We start from the raw sequence: 16,156 nt of genomic DNA, 5'->3' as shown, positions 1-16,156 counted from the left end.
GTTCTCTTCAAATGGGATGGAAGCCGCTGCCCGGCATCACGTCTGGCCGGTGGCTGCGGGTTGGGCGATGGAAGTCAGCCGGAGCCGCCGGTGGCATGTTCAAGGGCGGCCCGGTAGTCAGGATGAGCAATCGCCAGAAGGCGCTCGCGTCGCTGTTTCAGACTGAGCCCCCGCAAGTCGGCTACGCCATATTCGGTCACGATGATGCCGGCGTCGCTTCGCGGCGTGCTGACCGGGCCACTGAGTGCCGTCACGATCCGGCTTACGCCTTTGGCTGCTGTCGAAGGCAGGGCGATCACCGGCAGGCCGCCTTTGGCGAGCCGTGCTCCACGCAGGAAGTCGAGCGCGCCGCCCACGGCGCCGACGTACCTGCCGCCGGCGACTTCCGCATTGATCTGCCCGCTCAGATCAACTTCCAGTGCAGAATTGATCGCAACAAATCGGTCGATGCGGGCGAGCACGTCGACATCGTGCGTATAGCTCGTCGAGCGAAATTGCACCTTGCGGTTGCGATGCGAAAAATCGTGAATGCGGCGGCTGCCCATCATGACGCCCGCAACTGTTATGCCTCTGTCCACGTTCTTTAGCGCATTGTTAATAACGCCAGCGTCCATCAGATCGGCAACCTTGTCGCCTATCGTGCCGGAGTGGACACCCAGGTTTCGCCGGTCCGACAGCTGCCCCAGAACAGCTTCGGGAATCGCGCCGAGACCGAACTGAAGCGTTGAGCCGTCATCAATCCACCCGGCGATATGGCCGGCTATTGCCCGTTCAATATCGCCCGCTTTGGCTGGTGCATTTTCGAGCGGCGCGCGCGAGGTCGGCAGGATGAAGTCGAGGTCGTCATCGCGTAGATAACGCTCGCCGTAGGTCCACGGTGCCCGTTCGTTGATCTCGGCGACAATCACACGCGCGGTATCGAGTGCCGGGATCAGATACTCATGCGCAATCGAAAGACTGTATCGGCCCTCGGCGTCGGGCGGCGCGAGTTGCAACAGCAGCACGTCTATCTTGAGCGCGCCCGAGTGGATCATTTGCGGAAACTGCGAGTAGTGGCACGGCAGCACATCGAGTAGGTCCGCGTGCGCCAGTACCCGGTTCGCGCCGGCTCCGCAGTACGAAACGAAGTCGATGGAGTCGGCGTGGACCGGCTGGCAGGTGTCGGTGGTGCTCGCCCCCAGGAACACACGGAAGCGACCGATTTGCCGCCGTTGCGCGATGAGAGGCTGCGTCAACGGCACCGGTTCGGCGTTTGCCTGGCCCCACATGACGGTGTCGCCAGGACGAACGATGGACGCGAAATCGATCGAGTCCGGTTGCAGGAGCAAGGGCATGACGTTACGCCTTGGTTCTGGGGTTCCGCGTGCGGACAGCACCGGCTTGATCCAGAGCGGCGATGTATTCGGCGGTATACCCCAGTGTCCCGAGAATCTCTGCCGTATGCTCGCCGATGGCCGGGATAGATAGGCAGGGTTCTGCCGGATCGCGTTGGAATCGAATCGCGCTTCCGATGTGCCGGCGGCCCGTCGCATCCGTTCTCACCATCTGACGAGCGCGAGCCTGTGGATGCGAGAGCGCCTCATGCAGCGACAGCACCGGTGCGAAACTGACGCGACGTCCTTCTAACCACTCGAGCCATTCGTTCAACGTGCGCGTCAGGAAAACTTCGGTGAGGAACGCGCGCAGGCCGGCCTGCGCTTCGCCTGTCGGCCCGACTGCGACGGGGATCAGGTCGGGCCGGCCGAGGGGCGTCAGCAGGTTGGTTGCGAAGTCGAGTTCGCGTCCGCCGAGGCAAAGCCATTGCGAATCGGCTGTCCGGTACGCCGCAAGCAGTGCGATCGCATTGTCGCCATGCGCGGCCTCGACATCGTGTCCGTCGACAGGGTTGAGCGCGTGGCCGGTCAGATGGGGTTGTGCCGTCAGCGCCGCGTCGTAAAGCGATATGTCCACGAAGTCCCCATGACCCGTCTCGCGCGCATGTAACAACGCCATCAGCACTGCGGACAAGGCCGTCAACGAACCGGCCAAAGCGGCGAGCGATGCGCCGGACGTGACGGGCGCGCCGCGTTCGTCGCGCGGCAGCGTTCCCGCGATGGCCTGTATGACGGGGTCGTGCGCCGGTACCGACGAAAGCGGGCCGGTTTGACCGAAAGCGGTCAAGGAGCAGTAAACAAGGCGGGGATTTGTGCGGCTAACGGTGTCGTAATCGATGCCAAGACGCGCCGCGACTCCGGGCCGCGACGATTCGATCACGATGTCGGCCTTGTCGATCAGTCTCAGCGCGATAGCGAGTCCGTCGGCATGTTTCAGATCTAGTGCGATGCTCCGCTTGCCGCGATTGAGCGCGACAAAAAACTCACTGTCCGACTCTAACGAACCGCGCGCCGCATCGCCAGTCAGCGGCTCAATCTTGATAACGTCGGCGCCATGATCGGCAAGGTGTGATGCGAGCATCGGCCCGGGCATGAATTGCGAGAGATCGACGACGCGAACCCCGGCAAGCTTCATGCTGAAGGCCCCTCGAAGGGGAAGTCACGCTGCGCGATGTCAGCCGCCTGTCGCATGATTCTCGCGATCAGTTCCGCACAGGTCGGCAAATCGTGGATCAGGCCAGTCACCATTCCGGCCGGAAATGCACCGCCTTCGATGTCGCCGCTTGCAAAGGCATCCATCCAACGGTTCGCGCCGGTCAGTGCATACAGATCGGCGTGGGTGATACCACCGGCACGCTCCAGTTCGACCGCGGCGAGGCTGACGCTGTTTTTTATCACGCGGCTCGAGTCGCCAAGCGTGCGTCCGACCAGCAAAGTGTCGCGCTCGGTCGCTTCCAGCAGGCGCTGCTTGATCGCCGCATGGACATGCGATTCCTGCGTGAGCATGAAGCGTGTGCCCATGTTGATGCCGTCCGCGCCGAGTGCGAGCGCGGCCATCAGGCCTCGGCCATCGGCGAATCCACCCGAGGCGAGCAGGGGGATCTTCAACTTGTCGGCAGCGGCGGGGATCAGGATCAGTCCGGGGATATCATCTTCCCCGGGATGCCCCGCACATTCGAAGCCGTCGATACTGACCGCGTCTGCGCCGAGCGATTCGGCTTTCAGCGCGTGCCGCACGGTGACGCACTTGTGGATCACCTTGACGCCGCTCGCCTTGAACATGGCGATGTACTTCGCGGGGTTGCTACCAGCGGTTTCGACGACTGACACGCCTCGCTCGACGATCGTGCGCACATAGCCGTCGTAGTCGAGTCCGGCGTTGCTGCCGAGCACGGTCAGATTCACGCCGAACGGCTTGTCGCTGAGCGCTCGCACCTGGTCGATTTCTCGAGCCAGCACATCCGCGTTCGCATGCGTGTGGGCGGAAATGAAACCGAGCCCGCCGGCATTGCCGACTGCCGCCGCGAGTTCCGCACGAGCGACCCAACGCATGCCACCCTGGATGATCGGGTAATCGATGCCAAGCAATTCGGTGATACGATTTTTCTTGGGGTTCATGGTTTTGTGCCGTCTGGGCGATTGACTGGGTGGCAAGGACTCGATCCAGGCACGGGCCTTAGCCGATCCGCACAAAGGTGCGGTTCAGACCCGCGCATCGTTGTCAGCGATTGTTGAACACAGGCTTGCGTTTTTCCGCGAATGCGGCCATGCCTTCCTTGCGGTCTTCGGTTGCGAAGGTTGCATATGCCATGCGTCGTTCGAAGAGGATGCCTTCAGCGAGACTCGATTCATACGCGCGATTTACGCATTCCTTCGCCATCGCAACCACAGGTTGCGAAAATCCGCCGATCGTTTCCGCCGTTTTCAATGCTTCGTCGAGCAACTCTTCGAGAGGCACAACGCGACTGACGAGGCCACAGCGTTCGGCTTCGATGGCGTCCATCTTGCGGCCCGTCAGGACCATCTCCATGGCCTTCGATTTACCGAGTGCACGGGTGAGACGTTGTGTTCCGCCTGCGCCCGGAATGGTCGCCAGCGTAATTTCAGGCAACGCGAAACGGGCGTTGTCGGCAGCGAGAATGAAGTCGCACATCATTGCCAGTTCGCAACCGCCGCCTAATGCGAGGCCGGCCACTGCGGCGATAACCGGCTTCCGGCAGCGCGCGGTGCGTTCCCAGTTGGATGTGATGAACTGTCTTTTGAAGACGTCCATGTAAGTCCAGTCGCTCATCATCTTGATATCGGCGCCCGCGGCAAACGCTTTCTCGTTGCCGGTCAGCACGATCGCACCGATCGCTTCGTCAGCTTCGAATCCATCGAGTGCGGCGGTCAACTCGTCCATCAGGAGGTTGTTCAGCGCGTTGTACGCCTGCGGTCGGTTAAGCTTGATGAAGCCGACTGCGCCGCGCGTTTCAACGATGATAGTTTCGTAGCCCATAAGTCTTCCTTGCACGAATTCAAACGAACATGTACGCCACCCGGTGACTGTGCGGGACGCGGCGCGATCGCTTTGCGGATCGGCTTGTGCGGCTGCATCGCCGTGCCGGACTGCCGACGCCGAGGTGAATCAGGCTTGTCCGTAAATTGAACGGTGTTTATAATTGTGAATGCGCGGCGAAGCTTTGTCAATTGAGCTTCGGGTCGGCGCTCCATCAAAAGACGCAAGGAGGCACAGAGTGATCACACGCCATGAAGACGGGCAAATTCGCGTGGAGCAGCGCGGCCATGTTCTGTTGATCGGCATTGACCGTCCGGAAAAACGCAATGGCTTTACCCCCAAGATGTTCGAGGAATTGGCCAAGGCGTACACGCTTCTCGAAACGAGTCCCGACATTTTCTGTGGACTGCTCCATGCAGAGGGCGATCACTTCACTGCGGGCCTCGATATGCCGAAGATCGCGCCGCTACGCCGCGAGGGTAAACCGCTACTTCCGGTCGGCGAAGTCGACCCATTCAATCTACGCGAACCACTGCGCAAGAAGCCCGTCGTGATTGCGCTGAAGGGAATCTGCTTCACGGTGGCAGTTGAGCTGATGCTAGCATCTGAAGTGGCAGTGGCAGCAGACAACTGCCGCTTTTCGCAGCTCGAAGTCAAGCGCGGCATCATGGCTGGCTGCGGCGCGACGATACGGATGGTGGATCGCGCGGGGTGGGGCAACGCGATGAAAATCCTGCTTACGGGTGACGAATTTACGGCACAGGAAGCTTATCGTATGAACTTCGTTCAGGAAGTAGTGCCGGCGGGCGAAGAATTTAAGCAGGCGCTGGAGATCGCGGAACGCATTGCCGCGCAGGCACCGTTGGCCGTGCAGGCGACCATGGCCAATGCTCGGCTATCGCTTGGTTCAGGCTGGCAAGACGCCTATTCCAGGATCCAGACGACCCAGCAATTTCTTTACAACACGCAAGATGCTAAAGAAGGTGTCCAGTCGTTTGTCGAAAAGCGCGCTGCCAAATTCAGCGGCTGCTAGCGAAACGACCTGCGCGATACATAGCGCGTGGTGAACGGGGTTTCATGCGCCACGAGTTCTATCAGGTCACGACTCCCGGGGTCGCGTTTGAAAATGAATTCAATGGAACGATTCGATATGAAGCAAGGTGCGTTGTCGGGGATTCGCGTGCTCGATCTGAGCCGCATTCTCGCTGGGCCATGGGGCGCGCAGATGCTGGCGGACCTGGGAGCAGAGGTGATCAAGGTCGAACGACCGGGCAAGGGCGATGACTCACGCCAGTTCGGTCCGCCTTTCCTGAAGGACCGGGACGGTAACGACACGCGTGAATCGACTTTCTTTATCAGCGCGAACCGAGGTAAGAAGTCCATCACCTGCGACATTGCGACCCCTGAAGGGCAGGCACTGATCCGATCGCTTGCGGCTAAATGCGATGTGCTACTGGAGAACTACAAGGTTGGGGACCTGAAACGTTATGGCCTCGATTATGAAAGTCTCAAGGCTGTCAATCCGCGCCTTGTCTACTGTTCGATTACGGGCTTTGGCCAGACGGGGCCCTACAGCCCGCGTCCGGGCTACGATTCGATTTTCCAGGCAATGGGCGGCCTGATGAGCATCACGGGAAATGGCGACGACGTGCCCGGTGGTGGCCCGATGAAGACCGGCCCAAGTCTCGCGGATATCATTTGTGGGCAATACGCAGCGTCAGCGATAGTCGCGGCGCTCTATCGGCGCGACGCCGGTGGCGCGCCAGGCGGAGAAGGGCAATACATCGACCTCTCCCTGCTGGATTCGATGATCGCCGCGACCTCGCACTATGCCAGCCAGTATCTGGTATCCGGCGAAGTCCCGATCCGACGCGGAACTGAAGGTAACGGCGGCATGCCCTCACGCATGTTTCGATGCGCGGACCGGGACATCATGATTGTCGCCGGCAATAACGAACAGTATGCGCGGCTATGCCAGGTGTTGGGTCGTCCGGAACTCGCTACCGATCCGCGCTTTGCCGAAATCGCCCTGCGAGTGAGGAACCGCCGGGCACTCGGGGACGTATTCGAGCCGCTGATCGCGCAATGGCAGAGCAACGAGCTGCTGGTTGCGCTGGACGCCGCAGGCGTGCCGGCAGGTCCGATCAACAACCTTCAACAGGTCTTCGCCGATCCGCACGTTCAGGCGCGAGGCATGTGCGTGGAAGCCACGCATCCGCTATCTGACGACGCAGTGAGGATGGTCGCTAATCCGGTGAAGATGTCAGGTACGCCGATCGATTCTTATACCGCTCCTCCTACGCTCGGCCAGCATACCGATTCCGTGCTGAGCGAGCTGTTGGAGATGTCGCCTGCGGATATCGGCTCGTTGCGTGAGCGCAAGATCATTTAGGCCAATGCCTGACGCAGCCATCAAGTGCAGTGGCGGCTCCGAGCAGCTCAAAAATATGGCCCTGACTTCCCGCAAGAAGGCAGGGCCAAACTCATCGCACTCTCGCGAAGTTCGATGGAGGCGAAATCTGTATTACGGAGCAGCTTTGCGCTTCGCTTGAATTCCGCTGCGATTCACCGACTGTTGCTGCGCAAATTAACGATCCTTGCACTTTGCTGTTGCTTCATGTGTGACAAGATACCTTGCAGCGCATCTAGAGCATTGACTGGCCGCCGTCGACATTGATGGTCTGACCCGTCACATAACCTGCACTCTCGCTGCAAAGAAATGCAACTACACGTCCAATATCTTTCTCGGGATCGCCGAAACGACCCATTGCAATCTCCGACAGATAGCGCGCGCACTCGGTGGGGTTCGCCTCCAGATAGGCATTCGCGGCGGGGGTCAGCGCGGCGGGGCACACCACGTTAATCGTGATGCCATGAACGCCCCATTCGCGGGCAGCAACCCGCGACAAGCCGCGAATGCCTTCTTTGGCAGCGGCGTATGGCGCAAAGCCCTGCGTGCCTTCGATACCGGTGCGCGACGCGAAGTTAACGATCCTGCCACTTTGCTGCTGCTTCATGCGTGGCAAGACAGCCTGCATGAAGTAAAGCGTGCCATAAAGGCCGGATTCGAGCGTGTCGCGCCAGTTTTCATCGGTGACCTGTTCCAGAGGCACGCTAGGAGTGCTGCTTTGCGCATTATTGACAAGCGCATCGATACGCCCGAAATGCTTGATGGCGAGGGCGACGGCATTCTGCGCGTCTGCGCGTCTGCGAGTATCGCCAGGCACCGCGAGCACCCCCACGCCAAGGGCCTCCAGTGTGCTTTGCGCGTCCCGCAGCTTCGTTTCGGTGCGCCCGGTCAGAACAAGGTTCGTGCCTTCCATTGCCAACGCGCGCGCTATGCCGAGCCCTAACCCTTGGCCACCACCCGTTACGACGGCAACCCGGTCCTGTAGTCCACTCATGAACGAACTCCTTAGTCTCGTACCGATTGAAGATGCGCTCACGGTGCAGATCGAGCCGGCTGACCAGTCGCAGCACTGTGAAACATATTTCTGAACGTCGTTCGATTATATAATAAGGAGAGCCACGATGACCGCAAAATTATTTCGGATCTTGGGACGAATAACGGTGCTAAACCGGCGTCCGACGTGAGACTATGTGAATGGTTCATTTATAATGAACGCAAATCAAATGGAAGGGGAGTGATATGTCGAAAGAAATCCTGGCGCCAGCGGACAGAGATGTCACCGGACCGCGTTCGCTGACTCGCCTGCTCGGACTGTTCGACGTACTGGCGAAAGCGCCAGATGGGATGTCGCTGGCGGAACTTAACGTTGCGTTGGAGTCGCCGAAAAGCAGCTTGCTCAACTTGCTGCGCCCTCTTGTGGCCGAGGGGTTCCTGATGCACGACGTCGGCCGTTACCGGCTGGGACCATCCATTTTCCGGCTTTCCGCGAACGTGATGGCGGTATGGAATTTTTCGAAAATGCTGCGCCCGTTTCTTGTCGAGTTGTCGGAGCGCACTCGGGAAACGGTCTATATCGGCGTGCTCGATGCGGAGCAAAAGGTCATAACGTATGTCGATGTCATTGAAAGTGCACAATCTGTTCGATATTCGATGATCGTCGGGATGCGTCGCCCGCTGTATTGTACGGCCGCCGGACGCGTTCTGCTGGCTTACCAATCCGAGGAGTTCCTTGCCGAGTATCTTCGGACGGTCAAGCTTGAGCGGCACACGGAACAAACCACAGTCAACAAGAAGGTTTTACGCGAGGAGCTGCAGAGCATCGTTGAGACGGGGTTGTCGATCAGCCGCGGCGAACTGCTGCCTGACTCGGCAGGGTTGTCGTCACCGATTTTCGGACCCAACGGCAACGTGATTGCGGCAATGGCGGTCGGCGCGCCTCTAGAGCGGTTCGACCGGCAACGAAAGAGCCTGGAGGAACATATGCTCACCGTTGCGCAACGCGCCTCGGCACTGGGCGTTGCGAACGACGACGAGTAACCGGCCCGCGCGAGACGTCTTTGGCGGATTCGCGTTGCGGCCGCCAGTTTCTGTCTGGCAATTACCGAATGCGTGCCGGGCCACTTACCGCTCCGCAGTCGAGGGCGCGGGACTGACGGCCTGGTCCGCGACGGCGCGGCAGCACATACGCAATTGCCAGTCCCGCCAACGCGCTGCCTGCGACGTACCCAAACACTGCAACATAGCTTTGCGCAGCAGGAAACGACGCACCTCCTTCGTTCACGGATGCACCCTGCAGCAGCGTGAATACGGCCTGCGCACCGACCGCGAAAAAACACGAAAAAAATACGTAGAGCAGACCAGTCACCTCACCGGTCTGTTCGGCTGGAGTCGCTTCAATAATCAGGTTGTAGACAGCGGTGTGCGCGAAGGCCAGGCCAAACGAGCAGAGCATTGCGCCGGGAACGAACAGCAATAAATTGCTGCGAAGCAGGATCAGGCTGGTCCACGTAATCACTAGCATGGTCATGCCGATCAATGCGGCACGACGGGCTTCGTAGCGAGCGGCGATGCGTCCACTCCACGGGCTGGCAATCATCGCGCCAGAGTTGATGGTGAACATCAGTAGTCCCGCCTGGGTTGCGGTCATCCCGAAGCCCGCATGCGTCCAGGCCGGTTGCTGTAAGAGCATGGAGAAGACTTGACCCAGTTGCATCGCTCCGATGGCGATGCACATCATGCAGACGTTTGCGAGAGTCACCTGGCGTTTTGCCAAAATGCGGACGTCAATAAGTGGATTCGTCACCCTGCGCTGGTCTCTCGCCCAAAGCCACAGCACCACCAGACTTGCTATCAGGATGCCCCAGATACGCGGATCCATGATTCCCCATGCGTGGACCTGCTGAACAGCGAACAGAATCGCGCATAACGCCGGTGCGAAGGCAAGGCCCCGCACGAAATGAATTCTTTCGCTGACCCTGCGCGACGATTCTGGCACCCATAGACGCACCGCTGCGATCGTAAGCGCACACAAAGCCACTTTGAGCCAGAAGCCACCCTGCCACGAGTAGTGATCGACCACAACACCGGCGCCGATATAGACCAATCCGGCCGACACCATACCTGCGGCGCTGATCAGCCCAACGGCAGACGGTATTTGTCCAGAAGGCAGGTTCTCTCGGACGAGCCCCATGGAAAGTGGCGTGATGCCGGACGCGATCGACTGCATGATGCAGCCGGCGATCAACACGGCAATGCTTTGCGCGCACGCCGCCACCACGCCCCCCGCGGCCGCGACAACCAGCACGGTGAGCAGAACCCGTCGGTAGCCGAGCAGGTCGCCAAGCCGCCCACAGATCGCAGCGAAAACCGCTGCGCCGAGCCAGTAGGCTGTGACGGTCCAGCCCACCGAAGCCGACCCGGGAAAAACCCTGTAGAGCGTGACGAGCATCGTGTAGATCACCGTGATGCCGGACGATGCCGCGACTGCTGACAGCAGCACTGCAACCATGAACCGGCGGCGCGTGCCCTCGGTTAGGGGCGCGCGCGGTAACGATTGCGGCGTTGCATCGGCGTGCATAGGCGTCTACCTGCGATTGAGTTTTACGTATCATCTCATAGTTGAACGGTGTGCGTATAATTGTTATTGCATAGGGTGATCGAGCTGCCTTTGCGCTGATATGGATCGTTTTTTTCCGATATCAATGCGGTATCACGATCTCTCGTTTCGATATGGAGGTTTGTAGGTCGACTGCGTGCACCGATACTTCATTCAACGGCGCGGCTCTCATCGTTCGTTCCATAAACAGGAGACTTCTTCATGCAGACTTATCAAGGAAAGATCTACGACGCTGATACACACTTCTACGAAGTGGAGGATGCGTTCAGCCGCTATCTGCCGGAAAAATTCAAGAAAGAATGGGGGTTCACAAGCCGCGTTACCCCCGAAGGCAATCGCTGCATGTATGTTGGCGATCGCAAGGTCGAGATCAGCGAAGGCTACACTTCGGCCGAAGGACTTGTACCGCCCCCGGGGAAGCTCCACGAATGGCTGCGAGCCATGAAGGACGGTAAGGATAACGTTGAAATGCGGGTTCAGCCCACGCCGGACATGTTCAATCGCGACGCGCGTCTGAAAAAGATGGATGAGTTCGGTGTTGAGGCCTGCACGATGTATGTCGGAGAAATGGTTGCATGCATCTCGTACCTGAGCGAACCGGCCGCAGCCAATGCCGTCTTGCACGCATACAACCGCTGGATGCTCGACGATTGGGGCTTCAGCTATAAAGAGCGTATCTACAGCACTCCGATCGTCACGCTCGACGATCTCGACGCGGCTGTTGCCGAGGCGAAATGGCTCGTGGCAAACGGCGTGCGCGTGATCCTGATGCCGATGGGGCCGTTCGGTGGGCGCGCACCCGCCGATCCCTATTTCGATCCGTACTGGGCGATTCTTAACGAAGCAGGCGTGCGCGTCACGTTCCACGTTTCCGAAGCGATTTACATGAAGGACCACATGGCCGTGTGGGGCGAGCCGGTGCAGCAATCGCGCCAGCGCCAGACGGCATTCGTGTGGATGCACGGTTATGGCGAGCGCCCGGTGGTGGAAACGCTGTCGTCGTTCATCTTCTACAATTTCTTCGAGCGTTTTCCTAACGTAAAGCTGTGCAGCGCGGAAAATGGCGCCGAATGGGTGCCGTCAATGCTGGTGAAGATGGACAAATGCCGCGGAATGTCGAAAAACGGTTACTGGCCTTGCGGTCAACTGAAGACCCGGCCGAGCCAGATATTCAAGGAGAACGTCTTCGTGGTAGCGTATCCGGAAGATGATCTCGCGCAGATCGTCGCCCAAACTGGGTCGGCGGACTATTTGCTGATGGGTTCCGACTATCCGCACGCAGAAGGCGTACCCGAACCGAAAGATTTCGCGCGTGAGGCTTGCGAGCCGTTGTCCGCAACGGACACTCAAAAAATCATGTACGACAACGGACGCCGGTTCATCCCGGCCCGGGCCTAACCGTTCGGATGTTTCAGTAGTGAAGAGGCGCGTGTCAGACGTGCCTCGAGCGGTTTTTTGTTCGACCCATAACGATAGAAGCGACAGCGGGGGAGCTTGCGACATCCCGCGCGTTCGCGTCACTCTGGACAGGCTAGCCATGAACTTACTGGATTATCAGGCGTTGCTGCTCGAGCGCGACGGTGGGGTTCTTACCGTCACGCTCAACCGGCCCGACACTTTGAACGCCTTCGACGAACAGATGGATATCGAAATGTCGCGGCTCTTCGGGGATGTCGCCGACGATCCGCAAACGCGGGTGGTCGTGCTCACCGGCGCGGGCCGCGCATTCAGCGCGGGCGGCGATATCGAACATATGCAGCAAGTCATTGACGATCAGTCGTTGTTTCTCGCCGGCATGCAGCGCGCCAAGAAAATTATCTTTTCGATGCTCGACTGTCCGAAACCGGTCATCGCGAAGATCAATGGCCATGCAGTTGGACTCGGGGCGACCATCGCGCTGTTCTCTGACCTGAGTTATGCAGCGAACCACGCGAAAATCGGCGATCCGCATGTGAAGGTCGGTTTCGTTGCCGGAGACGGCGGCGCTGTCATCTGGCCGCAACTGATTGGCTACGCGAAGGCCAAGGAGTACCTGCTGACCGGTGATCTTCTCGGAGCTGAAGAGGCGGCTCGTCTCGGATTGATCAATCGTGCCGTTCCCGCTGACGAACTCGATGCGGTTGTCGATGCAATGGCGAAGCGCCTGGCGACGGGTGCGTCGCAAGCCATTCAGTGGACCAAGACGTCGATCAATATCGGTCTGAAGCAGCTTGCACATTCGATACTCGACGCGTCGATTGCGTACGAGGCCTTGTCGAATCAGACCGAAGACCACCAGGAAGCGGTGAATGCGTTTCGCGAGAAGCGTGATCCGGTATTCAAGGGCCGCTAAGTCGCGCTCGCCTGGCTGTCGCCCGCAGCTTGTTGAAAGAGGAGTGCTTAGATGCAACGTGTAGTTGTGGTTAGTGGAGGGTTCGGAACGCTCGGTCGGGCCGTCGGCAACGCATTTGCAGCCGATGGCTGGAGTGTTGCGCTGTTGGATCGGGCGCCAGCGCCTGACGCATCCACCCAGGACGGGCAATGGCTGCTCGGAGATGTCGATCTGACCGATCTGGGCAGTGCACGAAAGGCCATGTTGTCGGTGGTCGAGCGTGTCGGACCTTTGAACGCATTGATCAACGTGGCCGGCGGTTTTCGCTGGGAAACATTAGCGGACAGTAACCTGGAGACATGGGATGTGATGTATCAGATGAATGTGCGTACGGCTGTGACCGCGTCCAGGGCGGCTTTCGAGCATTTCGCGAACGGAGCGGAGGGCGCACGCATCGTCAATGTTGGTGCCGGCGCCGCACTGCGGGCCAGCACGGGCATGGGCGCCTATGGGGCGTCGAAGGCCGGCGTGCTGCGCTTCACCGAGGCACTCGCCGACGAAGTTAAGGATCGCGGTATGACTGTGAATGCAGTCCTTCCCGGTGTCATCGATACGCCGCAAAATCGCAAGGACATGCCCGACGCGGATTTCTCGCGCTGGGTGCAGCCGGCCGATATCGCAGCCGTCATTCTCTTCCTCACAACGCCTTGCGCATCCGCTGTGACGGGCGCATCGATCCCGATTACCGGGCGTTTGTAGGTGAGTCGCCGCTGAACCGCCTTTGCTGCGGGATGTTTTTTCGTTGCAGCAAAGGCGCGTTCTATTGTCATCCGCCAGTGACTGCCCGACACATTCGACGCGCCGCGGCCTCGCGAGGCAGTCAGTCAACCGGGTGCACTGCCGGACCCTTCCGGGCGCCAGCAGATTCGCGTCGGAGAACTGCTCGGATCAGGTCAGGCGAACCAGTGAATCCGTGCTGAACCCGAGGAAGGGTTCACCCAGACGTGCGCGACGGGCCCAGTTAGCATCATGTAGCAATGACCGCCCCACGCCGACCAGGTCGAACTCGTTGCGCATGAAGCGATCGAGCAATGGTCTAAGGTCGGGCTGCGCCACCGTTTGCGCGCCGGCCATGGAATCATAGTAGCCCTTATTGATCCCAATGCCGCCTACGGTCATCGAGAGCTTGCCAGTCACCTTCTTTGCCCAGCCGGCAAGATTCATATCAGAGCCTTCGAACTCTGGGCGGTTGAAATACCGGGTGCTCGCTTCGAAAATATCGACGCCGGCCTCCGCGAGCGGCGTGAGAATCTGTTCGAGTTCTTCGGGCGTGCTAGCGAGACGCGCCTTAAAATCCTGCTGTTTCCACTGCGAAAAGCGGAAACTTATAGGCATTGTTTCGCCAAGCTCCGCGCGGATTTCGCGGACAACCTCTGCAGCGAAGCGGCTCCTCGCCACCAGGTCCTTACCCCACGCATCTGCGCGTTTATTGGTCTCGCTCCACAGGAACGAATCGATCAGGTAACCGTGACCGCCGTGAAGGGCTATTCCGTCGAATCCGGCGGTTTTTGCATGCGACGCGCTTCGGCGATAGGCTGCAATGACGTCGGCGATCTCCTCATCGGTCATTGGGCGGGTGGCAGGCTGCACTCGATCGAGATAGCCAGCGTCGAGTGACGTCAGGCCTCCCCGTGGTCCCCATAGGCCGGACGGCCGCATTGGGGCAGCAGAGGGGACCGGGCCGGTATGAGCTTCTTTCATCGGACCCATGTGCCACAGTTGAGGAAAAATCACACCGCCGCTTGCGTGAACTGCATCGGTCACGAGGCGCCATGCTTCGACCGATTCAGGCCCCGTCAGCGTGGGAATTGAATTCTCGCCAAGTCCGGCTTCGCCAAGCGCCGACGGATGATCGATCCCGACACCTTCAGTAATGATGAGCCCAGTCTCGCCCTCAGCACGCCTCTGATAGTACGAAGCGACATCGGGCCCCGGCAGTCCGTCGGGAGAAAAGCCGCGCGTCATCGGTGACATGACGACGCGATTTGCCAGTGTGATTCCGCGGACCGACAGTGGCGCAAACAGTGGTGCTGTGATCACCTTTGTCTCCGTGCGTATAGTTGACTTGCATGCGGATAATGATACGCTACATTTTTATAGTGAAACAGCGTCTCGTGCCATGCACAAGACATGAAAAGACGACGCGTATAGAGGACTATGTCAATGCAAACCCACGTCACCGCGGTTGCCTACGTTGAACAGGATGACGACGATCAGATTCCCGAAGGGTTCCAGCTGATGCCGATGTTCGGCCCGTTCCATGAACTCGTCGGCGCGATCTGGTACAGGAAAAGCGAGCGTGGGCACGTCGTCGGGATGCGCATGCGCGAGAAACATCGCAACCTTGGGCAGATGATGCATGGCGGGATGGTCTGCATGTTGGCGGACACCGCCATCACATGGGCGAGCAAGTATTCGCGGCAACCCCCGGTCAAGGTGTTGACGACCAATCTGACGGTCAATTTTTTGGGTGGCGCTCAGCCCGGCGACTGGGTCGAGGCGCATGTGGATGTGCTTCGGTCCGGTAAGCGCGTGGTCTTTTCAGACTGTCTGATCTGGGCGAACGGACTGCGTATCGCTCAGGCGTCAGCACAATTCCAGGTAATAGGGCAGATGGATGGGTAGGGCAGTTGGCAGGCGCTAGGCCTGTGGGGGGTGAGCCTCGCCGGACCCTGTGTACCGCCAGGCCGACAGCAGCAGTTGCTGGATGTGTGCGGCGCGCTGTTCGCGGTGTGCGCGCGTAGTCGGAATGCCCATCAACACTTCCGTGCTGCCGGCAACTAGCGTAAGCAGGTCACGGGCAGCCGCGGGTGCGTCCTGGACGCTGATCGTGCCACGGCGGGCGGCGGAGGCGATGAAGTCCGCTACCGGTTCGAGCATCTCGTTCACGTATCGAACGAACCCATTCGCCACATCCGGAAAGCGATTCGATTCTCCAACTACGACACGAGTGATTTCAATCGTGTCCGTGGTCGCCATATGCTCAGTCAATGTGCGCAAAAGGAGCGACAGCGTCTTCTCGAACTCGCGAGGCGGTTTCAGCAACTGCTCGATCCTGCCTCGCAAATCCTCCATGCCATGCGAGATCGCGGCGCGAAACAGATCCTCTTTCGTGCCGAATTGCCGGTAGACCGTAGTTTTGCTGATTCCCGCGCGAGCGGCTATTTCTTCCACTCTGGCTGCACCAAATCCTTCTGCGCGAAAAATCTGCGTCGCTGCGCTCAGCAGTCTTCCGCGCAGTTCGGCCGCGGCGTCCTGGGTAGGCCGGCCTGCAGCCCGGGGAGTGGCTGTAGCAGCCGCGGCGTCGACTGAAGGTGCGGGTGCAGCGCGGAGCGCCGGAGATTTAGCCATGGGCAGCTGGCGACCAGGGAGAAAGTGAAAGTGTACT

General features: G+C 59.6%; 15 protein-coding genes. 7 read left to right on the top strand and 8 right to left on the bottom strand.

The genetic code is table 11. The features are described 5' to 3' along the window. Positions 1-74 precede the first annotated feature (74 nt). From B0G80_RS05335 to B0G80_RS05320, 4 genes are all read right to left on the bottom strand, one after another. Positions 75-1,334, bottom strand: a complete 1,260-nt coding sequence (locus tag B0G80_RS05335) for an acetyl-CoA hydrolase/transferase family protein (protein WP_116117265.1) — start codon at positions 1,332-1,334, stop codon at positions 75-77. 4 nt (positions 1,335-1,338) lie between these two features. Further along, positions 1,339-2,508 carry a CaiB/BaiF CoA-transferase family protein gene (locus B0G80_RS05330; protein WP_116117264.1) on the bottom strand — a complete coding sequence of 390 codons (1,170 nt, stop codon included), beginning with the start codon at positions 2,506-2,508 and terminating at the stop codon, positions 1,339-1,341. After that, the gene (locus tag B0G80_RS05325) at positions 2,505-3,491 is read right to left on the bottom strand and encodes a nitronate monooxygenase family protein (RefSeq protein WP_116117263.1); all 987 of its coding nucleotides are present in this window, start codon (positions 3,489-3,491) and stop codon (positions 2,505-2,507) included. The genes B0G80_RS05330 and B0G80_RS05325 overlap by 4 nt, the downstream gene beginning before the upstream one ends. A 103-nt stretch (positions 3,492-3,594) precedes the next feature. Beyond that, complete coding sequence (locus tag B0G80_RS05320) at positions 3,595-4,371, bottom strand: enoyl-CoA hydratase (RefSeq protein WP_116117262.1); 777 nt, start codon at positions 4,369-4,371, stop codon at positions 3,595-3,597. 238 nt (positions 4,372-4,609) lie between these two features. Here B0G80_RS05320 and B0G80_RS05315 point away from each other — a divergent pair, with 238 nt between their 5' ends. Together B0G80_RS05315 and B0G80_RS05310 are read left to right on the top strand one after the other, a co-directional pair. Then, complete coding sequence (locus B0G80_RS05315) at positions 4,610-5,404, top strand: crotonase/enoyl-CoA hydratase family protein (RefSeq protein WP_116117261.1); 795 nt, start codon at positions 4,610-4,612, stop codon at positions 5,402-5,404. 117 nt (positions 5,405-5,521) lie between these two features. Next, the gene (locus B0G80_RS05310) at positions 5,522-6,763 is read left to right on the top strand and encodes a CaiB/BaiF CoA-transferase family protein (protein WP_116119528.1); all 1,242 of its coding nucleotides are present in this window, start codon (positions 5,522-5,524) and stop codon (positions 6,761-6,763) included. Positions 6,764-7,016: 253 nt separating this feature from the next. On the opposite strand, the gene B0G80_RS05305 is transcribed toward B0G80_RS05310, so the two are convergent. Further along, complete coding sequence (locus B0G80_RS05305; protein WP_116117260.1) at positions 7,017-7,775, bottom strand: SDR family NAD(P)-dependent oxidoreductase; 759 nt, start codon at positions 7,773-7,775, stop codon at positions 7,017-7,019. Between the two features lie 245 nt (positions 7,776-8,020). Here B0G80_RS05305 and B0G80_RS05300 point away from each other — a divergent pair, with 245 nt between their 5' ends. Further along, positions 8,021-8,818: an IclR family transcriptional regulator gene (locus B0G80_RS05300; RefSeq protein WP_106285263.1), complete on the top strand. Its 798-nt coding sequence runs from the start codon at positions 8,021-8,023 to the stop codon at positions 8,816-8,818. Between the two features lie 61 nt (positions 8,819-8,879). Here the strand turns inward: B0G80_RS05300 and B0G80_RS05295 are convergent, their stop codons facing one another. Beyond that, positions 8,880-10,358 (bottom strand): MFS transporter, encoded by a 1,479-nt coding sequence (locus tag B0G80_RS05295; RefSeq protein ID WP_258878813.1) that lies wholly within the window; start codon positions 10,356-10,358, stop codon positions 8,880-8,882. A gap of 240 nt (positions 10,359-10,598) precedes the next feature. Between B0G80_RS05295 and B0G80_RS05290 the strand changes: the two genes are divergently transcribed. The 3 genes from B0G80_RS05290 (at position 10,599) to B0G80_RS05280 (ending at position 13,467) form a co-directional block, all read left to right on the top strand. Then, positions 10,599-11,795, top strand: a complete 1,197-nt coding sequence (locus B0G80_RS05290; protein ID WP_116117259.1) for an amidohydrolase family protein — start codon at positions 10,599-10,601, stop codon at positions 11,793-11,795. Positions 11,796-11,934: 139 nt separating this feature from the next. Further along, entirely contained in the window at positions 11,935-12,729 is a 795-nt protein-coding gene (locus tag B0G80_RS05285; RefSeq protein WP_116117258.1) for an enoyl-CoA hydratase/isomerase family protein, read from the top strand. A gap of 51 nt (positions 12,730-12,780) precedes the next feature. After that, positions 12,781-13,467, top strand: a complete 687-nt coding sequence (locus B0G80_RS05280) for an SDR family NAD(P)-dependent oxidoreductase (RefSeq protein ID WP_116117257.1) — start codon at positions 12,781-12,783, stop codon at positions 13,465-13,467. A 189-nt stretch (positions 13,468-13,656) separates the two neighbouring features. Here the strand turns inward: B0G80_RS05280 and B0G80_RS05275 are convergent, their stop codons facing one another. After that, complete coding sequence (locus tag B0G80_RS05275; protein ID WP_116117256.1) at positions 13,657-14,808, bottom strand: NADH:flavin oxidoreductase; 1,152 nt, start codon at positions 14,806-14,808, stop codon at positions 13,657-13,659. Between the two features lie 123 nt (positions 14,809-14,931). On the opposite strand from B0G80_RS05275, the gene B0G80_RS05270 reads away from it, so the two are divergent. Then, complete coding sequence (locus B0G80_RS05270; protein ID WP_116117255.1) at positions 14,932-15,393, top strand: PaaI family thioesterase; 462 nt, start codon at positions 14,932-14,934, stop codon at positions 15,391-15,393. 15 nt (positions 15,394-15,408) lie between these two features. On the opposite strand, the gene B0G80_RS05265 is transcribed toward B0G80_RS05270, so the two are convergent. Then, entirely contained in the window at positions 15,409-15,993 is a 585-nt protein-coding gene (locus tag B0G80_RS05265; RefSeq protein WP_258878947.1) for a TetR/AcrR family transcriptional regulator, read from the bottom strand. Positions 15,994-16,156 lie beyond the last annotated feature (163 nt).

This window comes from Paraburkholderia sp. BL6669N2 (assembly GCF_003387275.1).
Taxonomy (GTDB): Bacteria; Pseudomonadota; Gammaproteobacteria; order Burkholderiales; family Burkholderiaceae; genus Paraburkholderia.
Note: the sequence above shows the minus strand (reverse complement) of the source record. Positions and strands in the feature narration are given on the sequence as shown.